Origin of the sequence: Myxococcus sp. RHSTA-1-4, assembly GCF_020037125.1 — a bacterium.
GTDB lineage: Bacteria > Myxococcota > Myxococcia > Myxococcales > Myxococcaceae > Myxococcus.
In genome coordinates this window covers 71,065-92,921 of record NZ_JAIQDG010000030.1, presented here as the reverse complement: position 1 = coordinate 92,921, position 21,857 = coordinate 71,065, and the positions used below count along the sequence as shown (strand labels likewise).

The following is a 21,857-nucleotide window of genomic DNA, read 5'->3' as shown; positions in this document are numbered from 1 at the left end:
GTTGATTCAGGAGATCGTGGAGAAGAACAAGCGAGAGGCCAAGAGCGAGCACTTCACGGGGATTTCTCCCGAGGAGATCAAGAAGAAGCTCATGCGAGTGCACTCGCCGTTCATCGTGTCGCAAGGGTGGAGCTCCACCGTTCCCGGCGGCTCCTTCAGCTACTCGCTCGGCATCTATAACCCCGACCCCACGCAGGCCTCCTCGCTGTATGCCCACGTATGGGTCGGCTCCGGAAACGTGGATCCGGTGGTCGGCAGCTTCCTGCTGAACGTAGACCCCCGGTTTCCCCGTCTCACGGAGCCGGCGTTCTTCGGCCTCTCGCTGCCCCCCAACGGCTCGGCAACCCTGAACTACACCGTGAAGGTGCCCGCGAAGATTGATACGTCGAACTACCTGGGGAACAGTTGCCTCATGCAGTTCGACTACCACGACGTCGGGCTGTACCTCGACCGCAGCGTCTTCGTCTTCACCATTTCCTGACGTCCATCCGCGAGCGCAGCCGGAAGGGGCCGCCTGACTGAACGCCCACTCGCCGGAGGCCTACGTCGCGAAAGCGGCTGGCGACCGGAGTGACCTATCCGTCGGAAGGGCGGTAGGCCATCCGGACGAAGTCCATGTACATGAAGCCGTAGCGGCCGTACCAGTCCGGGTTGTCGAAGTGGTTCGCCTCGCATTCGGCGACCATGTCCAGGCCGCGGCGCATGTTGCCGAGCAGGTCCTGGTACTTGGCATGGGTCGTCTGGTTGAACTGGGCGCGCTGCCGCTCGATGCCCGCCTTGGAAGACTGCCAGGACAACCCCATGACGCCGTGCATGCTCGAAACCGAGTCTCCAAAGCCCTCGGCCCACTTGATCATGCTGATGGTGCGGGAGTGGATGGAGCGCAGGCGTTCGAGCGTGATGCGCGTGAAGTTCACCTCGCGGTACGCCGCCTCGAAGCAGGCGTTGCAGTCGGCCTTCTCGGCGCAGCTGGACGGAACCTCCGGCCCGCCTTCGCCATCCGCCATCCGCCGGTCCAGCTCCGCGTCGAGCGCGGAGAGCGCTTCGTGGAGTCTGCGCCAGGCCTCGAAGGCGCCCACGGCGCCGACGATGGGCCGCGTCGTCCGCTCGCCCAGGATCAGGTCCTCCATTGTCCGGACGAAGGGGCTCGGGCGATCCCTGGCCGTCCCGGGCAGCGTCCCCGGGGGACTCGGCGGGTTTCTCATGCGTCCCCACCTGACCACGTCGAGGAGGTCGCTGGGTTGGACGATGCGAGTCGCCGAGCCATCGGCGATGGCCGCGGACGGCGTCAGCAGGACGAGGGTGGTGACGAGGACGGCAAGCGGGAGCGTCTTCATGGCGTGCGTCTCCTCCTCAGGCGCTGCACCGCGACACCGCCCGCCGCGACTCCGAGCAGGGCGAGCAGCCACGGCCAGTGGCGGAGCCAGCCACCGCCATGCCCCGCCTGGTACTTCGCGGGCGTCACGAACGGCGTCGCCGTGGCGACCGTGTGGAACTTCAGCTCCTGGCCAACCCACACGCCCAGGCGGAAGGACTGCATGTCCCCGGCGCTCTTGACGAGCACCACCGTGGGCCCCTCGGTCCGGAACCGGGCGATGGCGAGGCCGTCCTCACCCGTCCTCACCGTCCGGTCCCACTCGGTGGAGAAGTCGTTCTTGAGCTGCATCGTCATCGGCGGACCGGGCTCGCCTGCCTCGAGCACCACGGCCGCCGGCGTCTGGATGTTCGTGTTCTTGATGTAGAAGGCCACCCCCGCCGCGTCCGCGCGTCCCTCGTAGATCGCGGCCTTTCCCGAGTCGAGGGGAGGCTTCTGCTCCTCCAGCACCACCTCGATCATCGGCGGCTTGGGCGGGGCCTTCGCGAGCACCGGGCTGGCGTGGGCCAGGATGGCGCACGCCAACACACAAGCGACCAGGGTCCGCTGTCTCATCGGGATGCCCCCCTGCGAATGCACGCCGACATGGTAACACGCCCTGAATCGAAGCGGACGCGCGTCAGTACGGCGGCGGGTACGGGCAGATGAGCGCGCCGGTGATGGGGTGGTAGTAGCAGCCGGGGGGCAGCTCCGCGGCCTGCGCGTTGGCCGGCACCAGGGTGAGTCCCGCCAGGCCCAGGCCGGCGACAGCGGAGAGAAGGGCGACGATGCGAAGGGTCTTCTTGGATGACATTCTGGCTCCCCTTGTCAGGCGAGGTCCGTCGGCCGGCACCATGCCGGGAAGGACCTCGGCATGAAGAGGGCCCATCCCCATCGCCGTCTCACGAAATTGTTCGTTCCCGAGCCCACGCTACCGGGAACGCGTCTGTGCGATGACGTAGGCTCCACGCGATGGTGCTTTGGCTCACGCCGATGGCACAGCTTCCATGGCACGGCCCTGTGCCACCGGCTGTGCCAGCGGGGCGGAGCCCGCCCCGAGCGACTCAGCTGAAGGCGCGGATCGCCTCGATGAGCGCGGTGACGGAAGCCTCACGCACGGCGAGCGGCGGCATCAGGCGCAGCACGTCGGGGTCATGGGAGCCGCCCACCAGGATTCCCGACGCGAGCAGGTGCTGGCGCAGCGCCGAAGCGCGCGGGCCCACACGCAGGCCCAACAGGAGCCCCGCGCCGTGAATCTGGCGGACCACCGACCCCTCCAGCTCGCGGCGCAGCACGGCTTCGACATGGAGCGCCCGCTCCATCAGCCGCTCGTCGCGGATGATGTCCAGCGTGACGCTCAGCGCGGCGCAGGCGAGCGGCCCCCCACCAAAGGTGGAGCCCAGATCGCCGGGCTTGAGGCCACGTGCCACCGGCGCGGACATCAGCACCGCCCCCATGGGAACCCCGGAGGCCATGGCCTTGGCGCAGGTGATGAGGTCCGGCGTCACGCCGAAACGCTGGGCGGCGAACGGCGCGCCGGTGCGCCCCATCCCCGTCTGGATTTCGTCGAAGATGAGCAGGGCCCCGCTCGCGTCACAGGCCCGGCGTAGCGCCTCGAGCCATGCGGCGTCCGCCACCCGCGCTCCCGCGATGGACTGGATGGGCTCGACAATCACGGCGGCCACATCCGACAGGTCCGTGGCTTCCAGCGCCGCCACGTCATTGAACGGCAGCAGGTGCGCGGGCACGAGCAGGTCCGCCAGGGGCTTCGTCAGCGGCGGATCATCCGTGACGGACAGGGTCAGCAGCGTGCGTCCGTGCCAGCCGCCCTGGAAGGACACCAGCCGCTTCCGACCCGTCCGCACGAGCGCGATCTTCAACGCGCTCTCATTGGCCTCCGCCCCCGAGTTGCAGAAGAAGACGGACGCCATGGCCTCCGGCGCGAACTCCACCAGCTTCGCGGCGGCTGCGTCGCGCACGGGCAGCGAGGCCGCCATCGAGTAGAAGAGCAGCGAGCGCGCCTGCGCGGCCACCGCCTCGGCCACCCGCGGGTGCGAGTGGCCCGTGGCGCAGACGCAGTGCCCCCCATACCAATCCAGGAAGACGCGTCCCTGGTCGTCATGGAGGCGATCCCCCTCTCCCCGGACAATGGGGAACGGATAGGGCGCATAGGTGGGCAGGAGGGCCGGCAGACCAGGTTGGATGGACATGGGAGGAGCGGGGCACGAGCGCGCACAGGCGCATGGGGGCGACAGCGGCGCGCATATTATGCATGGAGACGCGGATCACAAGCGCCTTGATTCACCAACGCGAGCCAGGAATATGCATCGAATGCATTGCTTTATGCATGTCGATCATCCAGGAGGCGCGCCGTTCATCCTGGGTTCATGTTCCCCCTCGTAGGGTTCCTCCCATCCCGGATGCGCCGGGCGAAAAACGAGGGAGGCTCGTCATGAACAGGAAGGTGAAGGTCTGGGACCTGGCCGTGCGGCTGGGGCACTGGACGATGGGCGCGCTGGTGCTGGGCGCGTTCCTCACCGCTGAAGACGACGACACGGTCCCACTGCACACGCGCCTGGGGCTGGCGCTGCTGGGCATCGTCGTGTTCCGGCTGGTGTGGGGCTTCGTCGGCTCGTCCCAGGCCCGCTTCAAGAGCTTCGTGCGCTCCCCACGCGAGGTGCTGGCCTACGCGAAGGAGTATGTCCGCGGCCGGCCCGGCGCCCACCTCGGGCACAACCCACTGGGCGGCGTCATGGTGGTGGCCCTGCTCGGGACGCTGCTCGTCATCACCCTCACCGGCATCATCACCTTCCTGGGCCCCGAGTGGGACGGCCCCCTGTCCGGCGTGCTCGGCAAGAGCGGCGCGCACGCCGTGAAGGAGGTGCATGAGGGCGCGGCCGGGCTGCTGCTCGGACTCATCGGCTTCCATGTGGCGGGCGTGCTGCTCTCGTCGTTCCTGGAGAAGCAGAACCTCGTCGCGGGGATGGTGACTGGCAGGAAGCACGTGCCCCCGGATGGCGAGCCGCCGAAGGAGCCCTCGCTCGGAGCACGGGTGGGGGGCTTCATCGCCGCGGCGGGGCTGGGAGCGGCGGTCGTCCTGCTCGTCCTGCGGCTGTTCCCCATGGGGGAGGCCGAGGCAGCCACGGCGCAGACGCAGCTCATCGACCTATATCAGCAGGAGGCGCGCGCGCAGGACCCGGGCCATGCGGCCGACCCCGCGCGCGGCAAGGCGCTGTACTTCGCGCAGCACGACAAGGGCGGGGAGAAGACGTCCTGCACCACCTGCCACACCGAAGACCCCCGCGCCCAGGGCCGCTCTCCGGCCGGCAAGCGAATCGACCCGCTGGCGCCCAGCGCCAACCCCGAGCGCCTCACCGACCGCAAGAAGGCGGACCGCTGGTTCGACCGCAACTGCAAGCAGGTGATGGGCCGCCTGTGCACCCCTGGCGAGAAGGCGGACCTCGCCGCCTGGCTGCTCACCCTCTGATGGAGACGCACACCATGAAACTCAAGACGTATGGAGGGGTGGCTCTCGCGGCCACCGTGGCCCTGGCCTCGTTCGCCTCGCACGCGGACGATGACGACGAGCACGAGCGTGGAGAGCACGGCCACGGCGGACGGGAGGGGAAACCACGCGGCCTGGCCTCGTCGACGGCGGCCGCTCGCGCCGCGCCGGAGTGGAAGACCTATGAGGCGGAGTGCGGGAGCTGCCACCTGGCCTATCCGCCGAGCCTCTTGCCGGCGGCGTCCTGGCAGGCGCTGCTGTCGAACCTGGATGACCACTTCGGCCAGAACGCGGAGCTGGACGCGCCCACGGCCCGGGAGCTGAGCACCTTCCTGTCGGCGTGGGCGGCCACGCCGCGCCGCACCGAGGCGCCTCCGCCCCTGCGAATCACCGAGCTCACCTGGTGGCGGCACAAGCACGACGAGGTGAACCCACGAGTCTGGAAGCGCGAGGCGGTGGGCAGCAAGGCGAATTGCACCGCCTGCCATCTGAATGCAAATCAAGGTGACTTCAACGAGGACCGGGTACAAATCCCAAGAGATGCGACTCCTGCTCGCTGAAGACACCGTGGCCCTGGCGCGTAGCATCGCGCAGGGCCTCACCGAAGAGGGCTTCACCGTCGACGTGGTCCACGACGGCGAGGAGGCGCTCCACCTCGCGTCGGAGATAACATTCGACGGACTCATCCTGGACCGGATGCTGCCCTCCATGGACGGACTCACCGTGCTGAGAACGCTCCGGCGGCGAGGGAAGCGGACCCCGGTGCTGTTGCTCACCGCGCTGGGCGAGGTGCACGACCGCGTCGATGGGCTGGACGCCGGCGCGGACGACTACCTCGTCAAGCCGTTCGCCTTCGCCGAGCTGCTGGCGCGGGTGCGCGCCCTGCTGCGGCGCGGCTATGGCCAGCCCTCCAACGTGCTTCGAGTCGGCAAGCTGGAGCTGGACCTCGCCGCGCGCTCCGCCAGCGTCGCGGGCAAGCCGCTGGAGCTGACCGCGCGCGAGTTCGCGGTGCTGGAGCTCTTCGCGTTGAAGCCGGGCGCCACCTGGTCCCGCACCCAGCTCGCCGAGCGGCTGTACAACGAGGACGCCGAGCGCGACAGCAACGTGATTGACGTCTTCGTGGCGCGCCTGCGCAAGAAGCTGGAGGCGGCGGGCCTGCCGGGCTCGGAGATGATTCGCACGCTCCGCGGCGCGGGCTACCGCTTCGACCCTCCGGCGGAGGACGAGGGCAGCGCATGAGCCTGCGCGCGCGACTCATCGTGCTGGTGCTGGGCCTGACGGCCCTGCTGCTGGGAGGGCTCGGGCTGTACCTCTCACGGGCGCTCACTACCTGGTCGCAGGAGGTGCTGGATGCGGAGCTGGCGCACCGCGCGGACGTCCTCTCCTCCGAGGTGGAGTGGCACCACGGAGAAATCTCGGTCGAGGACGAAGTCGAGGCGCTCGCGCAGGGCTGGCCCTGGCGCATCGAGACCCTCGATGGGCGGGTGCTCGCGTCCTCGCGATTCACGATGCCCGGGCTGGCGGGCCTCGGCGGCACCGGCGCCCCGTTCCAGACGATTGAGGCTCCGGGCGGCGCGATGCTGCGCGTGCTGTCGCGGACCTTCGAGCCGCATCACGGCCGGGGAGAGCGGCTCGTCCTCCGGGTGGCCGCCCCGCTCTCCACCTTCGCGCGGGTGGCCGAGCGCTTCCGGGTGGGGCTCCTCGTCGCGCTCGCGTTGGCCGCGGTGCTGGGCGGGCTGGGCGCCGCGGCGTTGGCGCAGATGTTCCTGTCGCCGCTGCGAAGACTCTCGCGCGAGGTCTCCGGAATCGAGGAGCGCTCGCTGAGCACGCGGCTCCAGACGCAGGGGCTGGACCCCGAGCTGCGCCGGCTGGCGGCCGCGTTCAACGGAGTGCTGGGCCGCCTGGAGCAGGCCTTCGAGGGACAGCGCGCGTTCGTCGGCCGCGCCAGCCACGCCCTGCGCACGCCGCTGGCCAGCATCCTCTCGCAGGCGGAGGTGACGCTGCGGCGCGAGCGTTCTCCCGAGGAGTACCGCGCGGCGCTCACCGAAATCGCCCACGCGGCGCGCGAGTCGGCGAGCCTGGCGCAGGGGCTGCTCGCGCTGAACCGGGCGGACGCGGCGAAGGGCGAAGCGCGCCGCGAGCGGATTGTGGCGGCGGAGCTGGCGAACGAAGTGCTGCATCTGTTCCGGGCCCGCGCGGAGGAGGCGGGCCTGCTGCTGCGGAGCGAGGCGGAGGAGGGGCTCGAGCTGCACGCCGACCGGGGCCGCCTGCGCGAGATGCTGGACGCGCTGATGGACAACGCCCTGCGCTACACGCCGCGCGGGGGCCGCGTCCGCTTCGACGCACGCGCGGAGGGCGAGGAGGCGGTGCTGGAGGTCAGCGACACGGGGCTGGGCATCGCGCCGGACGAGCGCGACAAGGTGACCGAGCGCTTCTTCCGCGGAAGCGCCGCCCAGAAGACGGCGCAGGCCGGAAGCGGGCTGGGGCTCTCCGTGGTGCAGGCCCTGGCGCAAGCGGAGGGCGCGCGCCTGTCCATTGAAGATGCCCCCGGCGGGGGCACGCGCGTGTCCCTCCGGTTCCTCCGCGCGGGGAGCTGAAGCGGGAGAGCCGGACGGAGCAGCTCGAGGATCGCGCCGCCATGGCGCGAGTTTCCTGTCAGAGTACCTCGCGCAGGGGCTCGATGGCCGGCAGGTGGAGGGGCAGCACATGAAGAAGCGTCTCACCCGCGTACTCATGGGCCTCGGCGTTCTGTCACTGGTGGTGGGAGGCCTCGCCGGTCTCTGGGGGCCCGATGCGCGCGGAGTCGCCCGGGAGGCCTCGCGGCGAGAGGCGCTCCAGCAGCAGGCCCTGACACAGCTCGATGCGCGCCACCCCTTCACTCTCCCCAGGGACGGGGAGGTCCTTGCGCTCTCGGAGGCCCGTCTGGATGACTACCTCACCATCCGGGAGTCGTCCCGGCCCCTGGTCGAGGCGCTCGCCATGAGAACCTTGGAGCTCCAGGAGGAGCGCGCGAAGGGGAAGGGCGCGCCGAGCCTTACCGCCACGCGGGAGGCGGACGAATCCTTGCTCGACCTCGCCGCGAGGGCCCGTGCGGCCTATATCGAGCACCTGCGGCGGCACCGCATGTCCCCCCGCGAGTTCCTCAGCCTCACCGCCCACATCTACGAACTGCACGAGAAGGGCTTGAGGGCGGAGAAGGAGCGGTTTCGCGCCGCCGAGCAGCAGGCCGTGGAGAAGGCGCTCACGGAGCTCCAGGCCAGGATGAAGGACGGCTCGCTCTCCGCCGAGCAGCGCTCCGCGCTCGAGATGAAGGAGTCCCAGTACAAGGCCTGGCTCGGAACGTTCGAGAAGCCCTCGTCCGGTGAGCCCCTGTCCGAGGCCGCGAGGGCCACGCGCCAGGCCAACGAGGAGCTCGTCAAGAAGCACAGGCTTCGCATCGCGAAGGCCTACGACTCCAACTTCGATGCCTTCGTCCACGAGAGCGCCAGCAGCGGGGCTCCCTCCGGCGGCTCCGCCCAGGACACTCCGTAGGGAGGGGCAGCAATCTGAATGACTGCTGCCCCAACCCCCCTTCATTGGAACAACCGCTCCGGTGTTCAGGGGGATTCGTCGAGGCGGTTCAGTAGTAGAGCGTCCGCCACTGAATCTTGACGGTGCCCTTATCCTGCTGGGCCTCGTTCTTGATGGTGAAGACACGCTCCGTGCTGTCGATCTGCATGCCGTTGTAGCTCGTCACGGTTCCGACGTACTCGTCATTACCGGCAACGATGGACCAGAGCGCGACGGTGGCGTGGATGAAGCTGATGACCGCCTGGTCCCACTGCTTCTGCTGGTACGCCATGTAGACGCTGAGCGAGTTCTTCAGCAAGTCCATGGTGAGCTTGAGGTAGTCCTTGTCGTCCTTGACCACGCACTCGGTCTCATCGTCCTCGTAGAAGTACATGCCCAGGCCCTCGAGCGAAGGCGTCTCACTGACCCAGGCGATGAGGAACGGAGTGGTCCAGCTCGTGCCATCCATGTTCCAGGAGAAGGGCGCGATGGAGCCGGCCGCGGCGCAGCGGAGCTTCTGACGGGTGCTCCCGACGCGCTCCAGGTACATCTCGAACTCGGGGGCGCCGCGAATCCACGCCTCGTAGTCACTGGTACCGGGGATGGAGACGGAGTTCACGTACGCCCCCGTCCAGGCGGTGGTGGCGGTGGCGGTGACGCCGCCCATGGCCTGGAGCAGTTGGCCGCCGCGCCCGAGCGCGAGACCGCGCTTGCTTGGCGTGCCCTCGGCATCGAAGTCCTCGGAGGGCACCAGGGCGAGGGTCGGAACCGCGGGGGGCGCATCCGCGGAGAGCGGCACGGAGTCGCCGTTCAGGTCGAAGCCGACGGGCTGCTCATGGTCGATCAGCTGGGTGGCCACGAGAAGCTTCTCATCGCCCAGCCAGGCGGCACGGTGCTCCTGGACGGGGAGATAGAGCTCCAGCGAGCCGGCCTGGCCCAGCAGGCCCTCGAGCTGGTCCACGCTCAGTCCGCTCTGCCGGGACATGGCCTGCAGCAGGGCGCGGCCAGGGCCACGGACATAGGAGTTGAAGTGGACCTTGTCCTCCTTCACCAGGGACTGGGCCATGGCCGCGCGCACCAGGCCCCGGCTGGAGGGGTCTCGCAGCGAGAGCGCCAGCGCCCGGGTCAGCGTCTGGCTGGCCTCGCGCTGAATGGCCTCTTTCTCGGCCCGCAGTGTCTCCGGGGACGCGGCCATCTCGGCAGCCGGGTCCTCGGTGTAGGCCTCATCTCCGCAGGCGGTCAGACCCGTCAGTACGGCCAGCAGAACACCGGAAGCCATCTTCCTGGAGGTGAAACGCATTACAGCTCCTCGTCGCGTTATTGAAAACAGCTACATTAGCAAATCATGCAATATGAGCAATTCTCATAAATCGAGATTTGGAGTCAAGTGGTTCCCGCACCGGGCGTGGCGCTGCTCGGGAGGTTCCGGCAGTCGCCCTTCGGGGGGGGGCGGTCATTGAGCAACTGGGCTTTGGCTTCTGGTTCGACAATGGCGGGAGCGGTCGGGATTGCGCTGACGTGCGTATCTACCGCGGAGGAGACTCGGAGGCTGTTTCCAGTTCCTGCTTCCTGTCTCCTCCCAGCCAAGGACCGAATGCCGAGCGCGTATTCACGGCTCCCGTGCTGGCAAGTCATCGTCCCGGCCGCCATCCGCCTCAAGGTGTGAGCGCGGAGGGCGCGGCACTCCGCGCACCCTCGGGCCGCGGCTTCGCGTCGAAGCGCCGGCGGTAGTAGCGCGCCCACAGCTTCAGCCCCATGACGCCCACCACCGTGGGCCCCAGGAAGAGGGCGAGCTGCATACCGTTGATGCCGAAGTGCCTCGCGTTCACCACCAGGAACGCGGTGAGGGTGGCGATGCCCGAGCCCACCATCGCGCCCATGTGCTCGAACCACCAGTGCATGCGCTCGCGCGGCGCGCGCAGCCAGTACATGAGCCCACTGGCTCCGGTGAGGATGCCCACCGGCGCGAAGCCCCACAGCAACGGCGCGTGCATGGCCAGGCCCCAGGCTCCGGTGAAGAGCCCCATCAGCAACACCAGCGCGGACAGCCCCAGGTCCACCGGGTTCCGGTGAGCTCCCGTGCGTGTCTTCGCGCGCAGCACGCGCACGCCCATGGACGCGGAGGCCGCGCTCATCACTCCCAGGTAGGTGAAGAAGAGGGCCAGGGGCTGCTCCGCCGGAGCCCGGATGAAGCGCCAGCCGGAGATGACCAGCGCGGAGAGCGCCGCGGCAATCATGGCGCCCACGTAGACCCAGCCGATGCGCCGGTGCAGCGTGCCGCCCTTGCGCGCCACCAGGGGCAACCAGAGGGTGATGAACGCGACGATTCCCGAGACGATGTGGAGCCAGCGGGCCAACAGATGGAAAGACATACGCGCCTCCGACGTGCTGCGAGTCGAGGCGTACGGTACGGAGCGGCGCGAGGGCCCACATCTGCGGGAAGTCATACCGGCCGCATGTGACTTCCGGCACATGGCCCGGCCCGGACCGGGCTGGCGGGCGGCGGCATGTGACTTCCGGCACATGGTCCACCTCGGGCGGGGCTCATAAGCTGTCTTCTCATGAGCCCGGTGTCCGTCTCGGCGAAGTCCACCACCACCCATCGCCTGCTGGTCACGGCCGGGATGCTGACCTGGGCCGTGGTCGGCATCCCGCACGTCGTGGACCTCATGGACGAGCCCGCGCGCTGGACGGCTCCGGGCACAGTCGTGTGGATGTCCGCGTTCCTCACCTTCGGCGTGGCCTTCTGGCGCAACGCACAAGGGGAAGGCCACTGCGAGGTGTTGTTGCTGGCGCTGCAATCGGCGGCGGCGCTCGTCTGCGTCGCCACCGGCGATAGCGGCCTGGACGGCGCGTTGTTGGCCATCACCGCCGGGCAGGCGCCCGAGGGGATGTCCCAGCGGCGGGCCCTGGCGTGGGTGGGCGCACAGGTGGTGGGGACGATGGTGGTGTTCTCGGTCATCCATCCGTTCGGCCGGGCCTGGGTGCAGACGCTCATCTACGCCGGCTTCCAGGGCTTCACGCTCGGCACGGCGATGGTGATGGTGCGCGAGGCCGAGGCCCGCCGCGAGCTGGCCCGGCTGCACGCGGAGCTCCAGGCCACCCAGGTGCTGCTCGCCACTCGGGAGCGCGAGGGTGAGCGGCTGCGCATCGCTCGCGAGCTGCATGACTCGGTGGGCCACCACCTCACCGCGCTCTCACTGAACCTGGAGGCCGCCGCGCACACGGCCCGGGACACGGCCTCCGCCGAGCACCTGCGCCGCGCGCGTGAGGCCGCCCGTACGCTGCTGGCCGAGGTGCGGAGTACGGTCTCCGCCCTGAGAGATACGCCGCCACCGCTGCTGCCCTCGCTGCGCAAGCTGGCGGAGGGGGCCCCGGGGCTCGCCGTCCACCTGGAGGTGCCCGAGTCGTTCGCCCTGGAGTCCTCCGAGGCGGCGCACTCGCTGTTCCGCTGCGTGCAGGAGGTCCTCACCAATACGCTGCGCCATGCGCAGGCGCGGAACCTGTGGATCCGCATCGAGCCCACCGGTGATGGCGGGGTGCGCGTCCACACGCGGGATGATGGGCGCGGGGCGGGGCTGCTCACACCTGGCGCGGGCCTCACCGGCATGCGCGAGCGGTTTTCCCGCCTGGGAGGGCGCGTGGAGTGGCGCGCGGCGGCCGGGCAGGGGATGGAGCTGGAGGCGTGGCTGCCGGCGACCGTGGGGGCGGGGCCATGCGCGGCGGGGTAGGGAAGACGCTGGACGCGGGGCTGCCCGCGCCGTGGAGGCAGGAACATGAGCACCGGTGACGCGGGGAACCGGGGACCGATTCGCCTCGTCCTGGCGGATGACCACGCCCTGGTGCGCCAGGGCCTGCGGAGCCTGCTGGACCTCACCCCGGACCTGCGGGTGGTGGGTGAGGCGGCCGATGGCGAGGAGGCGCTGCGCCGGGTGGCGGAGCTGGACCCGGACGTGGTGCTGATGGACGTGCGCATGCCGCGGATGACGGGGCTGGAGGCCCTCCACGCGCTGCGCCGCACCGACCCGGGCCGGCGCGTGGTGCTGCTCACCACCTTCGACGAGGACGCCGCCATCATCGAGGCGCTCCGCGCGGGCGTGCAGGGCTTCCTCCTCAAGGACGTGTCCCTGGAGGAGCTCGCCGATGCCATCCGGCGTGTGGCCGCCGGTGAGACGCTGCTCCCGCCCGGAGTCGCCGAGCGCGTGGCCCGCGGCGTGGCCGAGCTGCCCCGGGACTTCCCCCACGCGGACCTGCCCGAGGGCCTCACCCGCCGCGAGGTGGAGGTGCTGCGCCTCATCGCCAGGGGACTGAGCAACCGGGAGATTGCCCAGGCGCTCGGCACGGCGGAGGGGACGGTGAAGAACCAGACCTCCAGCATCCTCTCCAAGCTGGGCGTGAGGGACCGCACCCGCGCCGTCCTCCGGGCCATGGAGCTCGGCTGCCTGTAGGACGAGATGCTCGCGCCGCTCAGCCCGGCCGGGCGCGGGCGTCCTCGCGAAGTGTCCGCGTCGTCGAGGACGTGAAGGAGGGCGGAGAGGCGCGGCTCGACGTGCTGAAGCGCTAAACGAAGGCGCGGGATTCTCGCACGGGCTCGGGCGGCGCACCCCGCTCGATGCGGCTGGCCTGGGGCACCAGCATCGCGTCGGTGGCCGTGGAATCCCCGTTTCCTGGCTGCGCCTTCCGCGGGGGCTGGGCCTGCTTCTCCAGCTCCGCGAGGCTCTCCTCCGGGTATTTTCCGGCCCCGGGTGAGTCAGGAATCTCCCTGGGGTGCGTTTTTGTCGGATGACGTAAAGCGTTGATTCTGCTCAGGCTTTCCCTCGGTGGCGTCCGAGGGACGGGGGCCTTTCCGCGTCATCCCGGAAACTCTTGCGCGAAGTCTCCGACAATGTGGGCACATCCCCCACTTATGCGGGCAGGTGAGCGCCATGTCCCTCTGGTCCAAGGTCACGAAGTCCCCGGTTCTGAACAACCGCTACACCCGCATCCTGAAGGAGGACGTCCAGAAGACGGCCCAGGCCATCCAGGAGCGAGATCCGAAGAAGCTGGCGAAGCTCCCCGGTGAGTACCTGAGCGACCCGGGGCGGTTCTTGAGCGCGGGGGCCCAGCACCTGGGGCAGGGCGTGGACAAGCTGGACAAGCTCAAGCTCAAGGCCGTCGACTCCGCGGCGAGCGTGGCCCAGCGGGGTATCGACGAGTTCTCCGAGACCTCCATCGGGCAGTCGTCAGCCGGGAAGCTCCTCACCAAGGGCGCGAGCGGCGCGACCGAGGCCGCTCGGCGCGGGGCGCACTTCCAGGTGGGCCTCGAGACGGGCGTGCTGAAGTCCGTGACGGGGACGCTGGACCTGCTGGGCGGTGTGCAGCAGGTCACCTTCAACACGGACACCCAGAATCAGTTCAAGGACCACGTGACGCAGTTCGGGTCGAAGCTGAAGTCGGGGACGCTGGCGTATGTCGATGACCCCGGCAAGGCCTTCTCCAACTCCGTGGATGCGGTGAAGAACAGCGAGACGTGGAAGAAGGTGAAGGAAGACCCCGAGCATGCCCTGGGCACCTTCATCGGCGAGACGGTCGGGGTTCCCGCTCCAGGCGCCTCGGGACTCAATCTGCTATCCAAGACAGCACGCGCAACCAGGTCGCTGACCACCGTGGCGAAGCACGCCGACAATGCGCCGACGGGGACGAAGGTCGGCTCCAAGGTGGATGACGGGGCGAAGGACGCGCCTCGCCCTCCCAAGACCGCCGCCGGTGAGGGCGGGGCGGGGAAGCCTCCTGTGAACCGGCCGGAGGGAATCAGCGATCCGGGAGCCACCCGCCCGGATGGAATCCCCCTTCCGCCGGGGGCCACCCGTCCGGATGGAATCAAGCTTCCGGAGGGAGCTACTCGCCCGGATGGAATCACCCGGCCGAAGATGAGACAAGAAATCATCAATGAGGGTGTCAGGGTGCTCGATGAGGGGGACTTCGACATGAATGCGCCCAGGCAACTCTATCACACGTCGTCCTCCGCTGCGTTGGATGGGATTGAGGAGGCTGGCGGACTCCTGCCTGCGACTCAGTTGAAGCAGAGCGACATCCCGCGGAGGTCGGGCGAGGGAAATCAGTACTCAGGCTCTCCTGACGAAAAGAAAGTCATCTCGGTCGGAGAAGGCCCGGAAGGGCTGGGCACGGCTCATGCGTACGCGGATGCGTATCAAAACTCCAGCCGGTTCAACACCTCCGTGCTGAGTGACGCGGACCTTTCGCGCGAGATCGACCGGTACAAGGAACTGCTCTCACGCGATTGGTCCAGCGTCCCAGAGAACTCTCCATACATCCTGGGGACGGAGAAGCGGACACAGGAACGGCTTCGCCTGCTCGAATCGGAGCAAAATCTTCGAAGGATGGTGCGTGAGCCTCCATACCCGGTGATGTTCGAGCTCGATGGAACCAGGATTCCCTCCAAGCGCGAGGGCAACCTGCCGGGCGAAGCGACGGTTGGTCAAAAGATGGGCCTCGAGCACCTGAAGAGAGTCTTTGTCCCGGCTGAAAAGGTCGCGGAAATCCAGGCGCGGTTGGAGCGCACTCTGGGGAGCAATCACGATGTCCAGGTCGTGCCACTCGAGTCTCTGGAGAAGGTCATTCCTGAGAAAAGCCTCCCCCAAAACGGCCGAGCCCAGACCTGGAAGATTCTGCAGGAGAACGAGGAGCGCGTCGAAAAGTGGTACGATCTGTGGCTGGAGCAGTTGCCCAAGAAGTAGTCTCGTTCCGCAAAGAGAATGAACATGAGCCTCGTCATCAAAGCGACTCCCAAGGAAAGTCCGTACTACCCCAGGGGCGAGACCGCGAAGATCACCTTCGAGCACGGGCGGATCCAGGTCGAGTGCAAGAAAGCGGAGACCCACGAGTTCATCAGTGGCTTGCTGGCCAACCAGCTGTTCGTCCAGGGGCGGGGGTTCCCCCTGCTTCGCCGCGGCGAGAACGGGGCCCTGGTCGTGAATCCGGAGACGAAGCGCTACGAACTCGAAGGCTACGTCAGGCTCGATGACACTCCGGAGCGGATCCTGCGCGCCATCCAGGATGGGCTCGAAGCCACGAACCAGTTCGAGATTGCCCTCGTCAACGAGGCATGAATCACGCGGCGTGAGCCACGGGGCCATGCAGGCCCCGTGGCGTATCGCGCTCACCGCGCCGTTCGGCCCGATGATGGAGGTGATTCCCCCAATGGGCAGTTGCAGCGTGACGTCGTCGTCGACGAGCGTGTCGCCGTAGCGCTTGGTGACATTCCTCGCCTCGCTCATACCGGCGCCTTCCTCATGACCCCGAGGCCGACACACCGTGTCTTTCCTCCCACCCGGGAAAGGCGCAGGCTGAGCCTGCCTCGGGCGAGGAGGCTCTCGCCGGGGGGAGTTGTCGATGCGGCCAGACACGGTCGTGCTGGGGCTGTCGAGTCTGTTGCTGTCGGTGCTACTTGCGGTCACCAGGATGGGCCCGCGAGCCGCCATGCGGCCCATCGCCGGAGAAGCGCCGCTCCGTGCGGAGGCTACCACGGACCGGCTTCCGGAAGCTGACGTGCACGAACGTGTCATCTCCCTGGGTCCGGATCTCCGCCCGGGACTGGAGCAGCTTCGAGACGTTCACCCGGCCCTGGCGGTTCCAGATGATGAAGTCACCGCCCTCATGGTCGAAGTTCCACTGGTGCAATCCATCCCAGTTCCCGTTGAGGGCCTCGTTCCGCGCGTGGGAGAGCGCCACGTAGCCGCCCGGCTTCGTCACCACCAGCGCCTGTTCGATGATGCGCACGGGCTCGTAGCTGTGGTCGAGCGAGTTCTGGGCCCACACCAGGTCGAACGTGTCCGGAGCGAACCGCGTTGTCAGCAATTCGCCATGGCACCAGGAGGTGCGGACCGGCGGGACGACGCCATGCTTCGCCATGATGCGGTCATACGCATCCGCGAGCGGATCCACCGCCGTGATGCGAAACTTCCGCCGGTCCGAGCGCTTGCCCAGCATCGTCAGGGGCCCGGAGCCCACGTCGAGAATCTCCTGGATGGCATCCCCCGCTGGATCAGGGAGGTAGTCCTCCACGGTTTGCTGGAGCGGGGTGTCCGGGTTGAGCCGGGTCTTGTAGTCCTCGGACCAGACGCCTCCCTGGGTCTTGAACCAGTTGTCCCAGAAGGCAATCTCGCTGGGCAGTCCCTCGGTCCAGGCGACCTTCGCGTGCGACGGTTCCGCGGCCTGTTGTGGGACGGCGGGAGCGACACTGTTGGTATCGCCCTGAATCGACGTGGGGAGGTCAGCCAGCGCCGCGTGGAGGCCGCGCCGGACGCGGGTCAGTACTCGTGAGAGATCTAGCATGGGCCGCAGCATCGGTCTGAATGAATGCCATATCAAACACCTCGTTCGGTCCGGCGTCGCGCACCATACATGTAGGAAGGCGTCGCGCCCGGCTGATAGCGTTTGCCACGGCAATTTCCACCCTGACTAAAGACAGCCGACGCCTGCCTTCGCCCCCACGGGGCGGGGGACGCCGGATGGAGGTCAGCGCAGCAAAGCCTCCAGGATGGCCTGGGTGCTGCCATGCTCATCGCAGAGCGCCTGGAGCTCGCCGCGGTCCGGCACGCCCCATTCCGCCTATAGTCCCTTCAGCCACACACCCTGCCGTCACAGCCTGTTGATTCTCCTCGGCTTTTCCCTGCCGCTGCCGCGGAACAACCCGACTCCGCGTTTACCCGGAAACTTCCGCGCCCAACATCCGGCAATGGATGTGCACTGCTTACCTGTACAGTCAGGTAAGTGCCATGTTGGACAAGCTCAAGCTCGTCTCCGCCGCCGTCGCCGGGGTGCCGCCGCGCACCATGGGGCCCGTCCCCGCCTCGCACAAGGCGCTGGAGCGGGCCGGCCTGTCGCTCGCGGACATGGACATCATCGAAATCAACGAGGCCTTCGCCGTCCAGGTGCTGGGCTGCCTCAAGCTGCTGGAGTTGAGCGAGGACGACAGCGGGGTGAACCCGAACGGGGGCGCCATCGCCGTGGGCCACCCGCTGGGGGCCTCGGGCGCGCGCCTGGCGCTTCTGACGGAGTACCTGCCGCCCCTCTCTGGAACGAGGGCACGGACGTCCCGCGACGCCACAAGCCACACGTCCAGGGAGTTCCTTCCAGGAACTGGATGATTCGATTCCGCTTGTCCGGAGGGTCGTTCTCGCTAGCGTGCGCGCACCAGGGCTCTTCCTGGTCCGTAGTTGGAGTGCGCATGGCGACGAAGTCGAGTGAGAGCGCGGTGGCCGAAGCGGTGGCGCGGCTCAAATCCTTCGCGGAGGAGAAGGAGGACATGTCCGTGGAGTTCTCCACGCCTCTCACCGCCGAGCAGGTGGAGAAGCTGGAGACGAAGTTCAAGCTGAAGCTGCCCCCCAGCTACGTGCACTTCATCCGCACCCACGGCACCTTCAAGGTGCTGTACGGCGGACAGGAGCTCATTGGCATGGAGGAGCCGGGGCTGCTGCGCGCCGCCGCGCCAGACCCGTCGGACGCTGTGGACGGCGACGACTCCGAGGTGGCGGACGCCATCAACGAGGCGCTGTTCTTCCAGCGACGGGATGACGACGCGGTGGAGAACTTCTGGTGCTTCAATCCGCGTGACCGCACCCAGGAAGGTGAGCTGGGCGTCGTGGCCTACAGCCACGATGAGGCCTTCGGTCTCCCCCAGCTTCTGGGGACGAAGCACGCCGAGCACTTCCGGGATTTCTCGACGCACATCGTCACGGTCATCGATGAGTTCATCGAGACCTATGCGGACGCGTAGACAAGACAGGCTCAACACATGACTTCCAGACCGTGGCGCTCGCTCCTCGTCCTCACCGTCGCGGAGTGTTCCGGCACGGAGTTCGACGGGGACTGGCCCTGGACCGCGGCAGCAGCGCGTGCGTCACGGGCGGGCGTGCACGTCGGACAGCCCGTGCGGTGGCAGGCTGAACGGGCGTTGCAGCACGTCGACCCGGAAGTGCGTCTGCCTTCAGGCGTAGCGTCGCCCCTCACCGGGACGGTGTAGCCGCGGCACCGGGAACGTCCCGGTGCCGCGCCAACGTCGTTCAGCCGTGGCGCATGTACTCCTTCGCGATGGCCACGATGCCCAGCCGGCGGTCATAGGTGGAGGCGCTGTACTTGCCATCCGCCACGTACATGCCGCCGCGGTACTGGTCGGTGCCGGCGAACGAGTAGGGGCTCGTCACCCCTTTGTTCCGGTAGCCGTAGCCGTTGTACGCCTCCGCGTAGGTGGCCATGGCGCCCAGGTCGGTGGAGTTGTAGTGGAGGTTGAGTTCCTTCTGCGTGGAGCGCTTCTCGCGCAGCGCATGCACCGCCGCCTCCACGAACTGATCCTTCCGGAAGAAGATGCCCTTCGGCACGTGCGTGGTGGGGGTGCCGAGCGGGTCGCCGTTGTGCAGGTAGACGCCGTCGCGGAACGACGCCTCCCGGTACCAGATGCCGGCCACCAGCGCGGGCGGGAGGTCCGCCTTGCGCGCAATCTCGTCAATCTGGCGCCGCTTCTGGGGGCTGAGGTTCGCGATGGAGCGCAGCTCCGCCGCGTAGCGGCCACCGGTGCTGAGCTTCGCGTTGGCCGCCTTCTGGCTGTTGTCGGCGTAGGCGCGGCCCAGCAGGCCACCCGGCTTGGGCCGGTCGGCCGGAGGAGGCGTCGACGGGCGCGTGGACGGGCCACCCTTGTCGTCGAAACCGTCCTTGCCCTGCGTGCCCTGCGTGCCCCCTCCGCTCATGGCGCGCTGCAGGGCCTCGCGCGTGCGCGGTCCGTAGATGCCGTCGGCGCTCAGGCCCTTCGCGGACTGGAAGTCCTTGAGCGCCTTGAGGGTTCGCGGGCCGAACGTGCCGGGGCCGGTGTCCATCTGGCTCTGGGTCATGAAGCCCAGCTTCACCAGGTCTGTCTGGAGCTGCCGGACGGCGGCGCCTTTCATGCCCCGCTGCAACATGTCCAAGGGGACGGCGGTGTTGCCCGGGCTGGGGGCAGCAACCCGCGGCGAGGTTCGGGGGAAACAGGTAACGGACGGGCCAGACATGGGGGACCTCCAAGAGGGGGCGGAGTAGGGGGCTGTGCGAAATGTATTGTCGTGTGGGCCTTTTAGAAGTTGCGGCCTGTTACCCGCCGGAGAGGACGTGGTGGAGGTGGATTGGAAGGTGATTCCACATCTCAGAGCCGTGAGGGTTCCACCGCCGCGCTCCCTCGAGCGGGACTGCTCCGGGTCGCCCGGGCTCGTCAGACCCCGGAGACCCGCGGCGTCGAACCTGGGCCGAATCGGGCCTGGTGGCCCGAGTGCAGGGGGTGCCCATGAGCCACATGCTGTCGCGGCTGGACCTGGTCTTCTGTGTGGACCTGACCAGCAGCATGACGTCCTTCATCGCGCAGGCGCGTGCGCATGTTCGCCGCATCCTGGAGGCGCTGACGTCGGTTCCCGACCTGGACCTGTGCGTGGCGCTCGCGGGCTACCGCGACCACGGCTTCCCGGAGGAGCTGGAGGTCCACCCCTTCACCCGGGACGTCTCCGCCTTCTCCAGGGCGCTCGATACCGCGAAGGTCTTCAGCCACGCGTCCAACACCGACGCGGCCGAGGCCGTCTTCGCGGGCCTGGACGCGGCGGCGAGGCTCCCGTGGCGCGAGGGCGCCTTCAAGGTGGTGGTGCTCGTGGGGGACGCCCCGCCGCATGCGTGCGGAGGTGACGGCGGCCACGCGCCGGACCGCTTCAAGGAGAAGGACCCGAGCGGCTGGGACCTGGACGGCCTCACCAACCACCTGGAGGCGCAGGGCATCTTCCTGCACGCACTGGCCATGGTGCCCTCCATCCACCCGCACTACGACGCCGCGCTGGAGCGGGCCTTCCGCCGCCTGTCCATCTCCACCGGAGGCACCTACCAGTCCGCGCGAGGCCCCGATGCCGCCCTGGCCATCGTGGAGACGCTCGTCCACCGCACCTCCGTCGAGTTTGCCTTCGACCGGCGCGTGCACGGCGCCATCGAGGCGCTTGCCCTCACCGCGCGCGGCAGCCCCGTGCTGCGCGAGTCCCTGGCGAAGCAGCTGGGCAGCACGGAGGTGGCGGTGTCCGGCGCGCTGATGCGGCTGCGCCAACGCCGGCTGCTGCCCGCGGGGGGGGAGTAGCCCGGACGGCCGGGAGCCTCCCGGACAGGTTTCACGCGACGCGTGTCAGCGCAGGAGCGCACGTAGCTCCAGCCCCCCGAGGCTCCGGTGCACCTCGTTGCACTTGAAACGCGAAGCGGGCGCAGGTGACGGCGGTGCACCTGGTAGAGTGGAGGCAGGCTTGAGGGTGCTGGCGTCCGTGAAGGAGGCGGGGCTGGTTCAACTCCTGGGGCTCGGGGATGGGCTCGCGGAGTTCAGCTCAGGAGGGCGCCGTCTCACGCCGCCCAGGCACCTTCAGGACGGCGTAGAGCTTCTCCGTGGGCTCGAAACCCACGGAGGTGTAGACGCGCGCCGCGTGGTATGTGGCATCCGCCGCCATCACGAGTCTCTGGATGCCTCCCGATGCCAGGGCCCGCCGCGAGACCTCGTACACGAGTGTGCCCGCCACCCCCCGCTTGCGAAACTCCGGGTGCGTGCCCACGAGCTGGAACCGGCTGAGCCCATGCGCGGAGAACAGCCCGAGCGTCCCGGCAAGCCGGCCGTCGAGAAATCCGCCCCACCAGACACCCCACCCCGCCTCGACCATCTTGCGGTACCGCGCCATCTGCGCTTGCGCGAAGCGGGCCGTCGCCGCGGCATCCTTCGAGTGCTCGCTGAACGCCCGGGTCTGCAGGATGACGGCCTCCGCCCACTCGGCGTCCCCGCTGAGCGGACGCACCTCCAGCGCCTCGTTCGGGTGGAGCGGCGGGTGGACCTGGTGGGCCGTGAGGATGACGCCCTCATCCAGCTCGAAGCCGCGTGCCAGGAAGGGCGCGGTATCGCCGCGTTCGCCCGGGCTGTCCCATGCGAGCAGGCAGTGTCCGACCTCCGTGTGAGCCAGCTCCCGCTCGAAGGCCGCGAGCCATTCCCGCGCATCCGCCTCCCCCCGAGGCGCTCTCCGGAAGAGCAGCAGGTTTCCCCAGTAGAAGTGGGGACTGCTGGGCGTGCGAACGACCCAGTAGTCAGCCCGTGACTGCACCACACCATCGAACTGGACAAGGGCCAGCTCCGTGGTGAACCCCACGGCGCGGGGCAGCGGAGTGGGCGTCTCAACGGCGTCGTTCGGCAAGGAGGCTCCCAAGGGCAAGCGTGTCAGGCGCGGGGCTGCGGTGAGGGGGCGCGTCCTCTCCGGGCGGAAGGGGAAGGAACGAGGCCCCGCCTGGCGAGGACTGCGCGGGCATGAGCGTACACGTCTTCGACGAGCACTTCGACAGGCCGAGGAGGTGCGAGGAATGCGTCATATGGGTTCGAGTCGCCTACGCAGTACAGGTCCAAGTCGTGCGCCTGTCGATTTA

At 68.5% G+C, this 21,857-nt stretch carries 23 protein-coding genes; 14 read left to right on the top strand and 9 right to left on the bottom strand.

Annotation, left to right across the window (positions count from 1 at the left end):
• Position 1: 1 nt before the first annotated feature.
• The gene (locus K8638_RS33220) at positions 2 to 481 is read left to right on the top strand and encodes a hypothetical protein (protein WP_223758699.1); all 480 of its coding nucleotides are present in this window, start codon (positions 2 to 4) and stop codon (positions 479 to 481) included.
• 94 nt (positions 482 to 575) lie between these two features.
• Here K8638_RS33220 and K8638_RS33215 read toward each other — a convergent pair whose 3' ends face one another.
• The 4 genes from K8638_RS33215 to K8638_RS33200 form a co-directional block, all read right to left on the bottom strand.
• The gene (locus tag K8638_RS33215) at positions 576 to 1,337 is read right to left on the bottom strand and encodes a hypothetical protein (RefSeq protein WP_223758698.1); all 762 of its coding nucleotides are present in this window, start codon (positions 1,335 to 1,337) and stop codon (positions 576 to 578) included.
• Positions 1,334 to 1,930 (bottom strand): hypothetical protein, encoded by a 597-nt coding sequence (locus tag K8638_RS33210; RefSeq protein WP_223758697.1) that lies wholly within the window; start codon positions 1,928 to 1,930, stop codon positions 1,334 to 1,336. The genes K8638_RS33215 and K8638_RS33210 overlap by 4 nt, the downstream gene beginning before the upstream one ends.
• 64 nt (positions 1,931 to 1,994) lie before the next feature.
• Positions 1,995 to 2,168, bottom strand: a complete 174-nt coding sequence (locus K8638_RS33205) for a hypothetical protein (protein WP_223758696.1) — start codon at positions 2,166 to 2,168, stop codon at positions 1,995 to 1,997.
• Positions 2,169 to 2,418: 250 nt separating this feature from the next.
• Entirely contained in the window at positions 2,419 to 3,564 is a 1,146-nt protein-coding gene (locus tag K8638_RS33200; protein ID WP_223758695.1) for an aspartate aminotransferase family protein, read from the bottom strand.
• A gap of 242 nt (positions 3,565 to 3,806) precedes the next feature.
• Here K8638_RS33200 and K8638_RS33195 point away from each other — a divergent pair, with 242 nt between their 5' ends.
• From K8638_RS33195 to K8638_RS33175, 5 genes are all read left to right on the top strand, one after another.
• Positions 3,807 to 4,841 carry a DUF1924 domain-containing protein gene (locus K8638_RS33195; RefSeq protein WP_223758694.1) on the top strand — a complete coding sequence of 345 codons (1,035 nt, stop codon included), beginning with the start codon at positions 3,807 to 3,809 and terminating at the stop codon, positions 4,839 to 4,841.
• A gap of 14 nt (positions 4,842 to 4,855) precedes the next feature.
• The gene (locus K8638_RS33190) at positions 4,856 to 5,419 is read left to right on the top strand and encodes a diheme cytochrome c (RefSeq protein ID WP_223758693.1); all 564 of its coding nucleotides are present in this window, start codon (positions 4,856 to 4,858) and stop codon (positions 5,417 to 5,419) included.
• The gene (locus K8638_RS33185) at positions 5,400 to 6,098 is read left to right on the top strand and encodes a response regulator transcription factor (RefSeq protein WP_223758692.1); all 699 of its coding nucleotides are present in this window, start codon (positions 5,400 to 5,402) and stop codon (positions 6,096 to 6,098) included. The genes K8638_RS33190 and K8638_RS33185 overlap by 20 nt, the downstream gene beginning before the upstream one ends.
• Positions 6,095 to 7,456: a HAMP domain-containing sensor histidine kinase gene (locus tag K8638_RS33180; protein ID WP_223758691.1), complete on the top strand. Its 1,362-nt coding sequence runs from the start codon at positions 6,095 to 6,097 to the stop codon at positions 7,454 to 7,456. Before K8638_RS33185 ends, K8638_RS33180 begins: the two co-directional genes overlap by 4 nt.
• Before the next feature lie 109 nt (positions 7,457 to 7,565).
• Complete coding sequence (locus K8638_RS33175) at positions 7,566 to 8,390, top strand: hypothetical protein (RefSeq protein WP_223758690.1); 825 nt, start codon at positions 7,566 to 7,568, stop codon at positions 8,388 to 8,390.
• An 88-nt stretch (positions 8,391 to 8,478) separates the two neighbouring features.
• Here the strand turns inward: K8638_RS33175 and K8638_RS33170 are convergent, their stop codons facing one another.
• Positions 8,479 to 9,708 (bottom strand): hypothetical protein, encoded by a 1,230-nt coding sequence (locus K8638_RS33170; RefSeq protein ID WP_223758689.1) that lies wholly within the window; start codon positions 9,706 to 9,708, stop codon positions 8,479 to 8,481.
• Between the two features lie 77 nt (positions 9,709 to 9,785).
• On the opposite strand from K8638_RS33170, the gene K8638_RS45390 reads away from it, so the two are divergent.
• Entirely contained in the window at positions 9,786 to 10,139 is a 354-nt protein-coding gene (locus K8638_RS45390) for an Imm52 family immunity protein (RefSeq protein ID WP_370644187.1), read from the top strand.
• Here the strand turns inward: K8638_RS45390 and K8638_RS33165 are convergent.
• Positions 10,064 to 10,780: a DUF2306 domain-containing protein gene (locus K8638_RS33165; protein WP_223758688.1), complete on the bottom strand. Its 717-nt coding sequence runs from the start codon at positions 10,778 to 10,780 to the stop codon at positions 10,064 to 10,066. The genes K8638_RS45390 and K8638_RS33165 overlap by 76 nt on opposite strands.
• A gap of 189 nt (positions 10,781 to 10,969) precedes the next feature.
• On the opposite strand from K8638_RS33165, the gene K8638_RS33160 reads away from it, so the two are divergent.
• From K8638_RS33160 to K8638_RS33145, 4 genes are all read left to right on the top strand, one after another.
• Positions 10,970 to 12,139 carry a sensor histidine kinase gene (locus tag K8638_RS33160; RefSeq protein ID WP_223758687.1) on the top strand — a complete coding sequence of 390 codons (1,170 nt, stop codon included), beginning with the start codon at positions 10,970 to 10,972 and terminating at the stop codon, positions 12,137 to 12,139.
• A 45-nt stretch (positions 12,140 to 12,184) separates the two neighbouring features.
• Positions 12,185 to 12,856, top strand: a complete 672-nt coding sequence (locus tag K8638_RS33155) for a response regulator transcription factor (protein WP_223758686.1) — start codon at positions 12,185 to 12,187, stop codon at positions 12,854 to 12,856.
• 477 nt (positions 12,857 to 13,333) lie between these two features.
• Positions 13,334 to 15,145, top strand: coding sequence for a hypothetical protein (locus tag K8638_RS33150; protein ID WP_223758685.1), 1,812 nt, complete (start codon positions 13,334 to 13,336; stop codon positions 15,143 to 15,145).
• Between the two features lie 24 nt (positions 15,146 to 15,169).
• On the top strand, positions 15,170 to 15,517 hold the full coding sequence (locus tag K8638_RS33145) for a hypothetical protein (protein WP_223758684.1): 348 nt from the start codon (positions 15,170 to 15,172) through the stop codon (positions 15,515 to 15,517).
• 334 nt (positions 15,518 to 15,851) lie between these two features.
• Here K8638_RS33145 and K8638_RS33140 read toward each other — a convergent pair whose 3' ends face one another.
• Entirely contained in the window at positions 15,852 to 16,742 is an 891-nt protein-coding gene (locus K8638_RS33140; RefSeq protein ID WP_223758683.1) for a bifunctional 2-polyprenyl-6-hydroxyphenol methylase/3-demethylubiquinol 3-O-methyltransferase UbiG, read from the bottom strand.
• A 443-nt stretch (positions 16,743 to 17,185) separates the two neighbouring features.
• Between K8638_RS33140 and K8638_RS33135 the strand changes: the two genes are divergently transcribed.
• Positions 17,186 to 17,557 carry a hypothetical protein gene (locus K8638_RS33135; RefSeq protein ID WP_370644185.1) on the top strand — a complete coding sequence of 124 codons (372 nt, stop codon included), beginning with the start codon at positions 17,186 to 17,188 and terminating at the stop codon, positions 17,555 to 17,557.
• A gap of 80 nt (positions 17,558 to 17,637) precedes the next feature.
• Entirely contained in the window at positions 17,638 to 18,186 is a 549-nt protein-coding gene (locus K8638_RS33130; protein ID WP_223758682.1) for an SMI1/KNR4 family protein, read from the top strand.
• 286 nt (positions 18,187 to 18,472) lie between these two features.
• Here K8638_RS33130 and K8638_RS33125 read toward each other — a convergent pair whose 3' ends face one another.
• On the bottom strand, positions 18,473 to 19,348 hold the full coding sequence (locus K8638_RS33125) for a peptidoglycan-binding protein (protein ID WP_223758681.1): 876 nt from the start codon (positions 19,346 to 19,348) through the stop codon (positions 18,473 to 18,475).
• A gap of 371 nt (positions 19,349 to 19,719) precedes the next feature.
• Between K8638_RS33125 and K8638_RS33120 the strand changes: the two genes are divergently transcribed.
• Complete coding sequence (locus K8638_RS33120) at positions 19,720 to 20,544, top strand: vWA domain-containing protein (protein ID WP_223758680.1); 825 nt, start codon at positions 19,720 to 19,722, stop codon at positions 20,542 to 20,544.
• 238 nt (positions 20,545 to 20,782) lie between these two features.
• Here the strand turns inward: K8638_RS33120 and K8638_RS33115 are convergent, their stop codons facing one another.
• Entirely contained in the window at positions 20,783 to 21,631 is an 849-nt protein-coding gene (locus K8638_RS33115; RefSeq protein ID WP_223758679.1) for a GNAT family N-acetyltransferase, read from the bottom strand.
• Positions 21,632 to 21,857 lie beyond the last annotated feature (226 nt).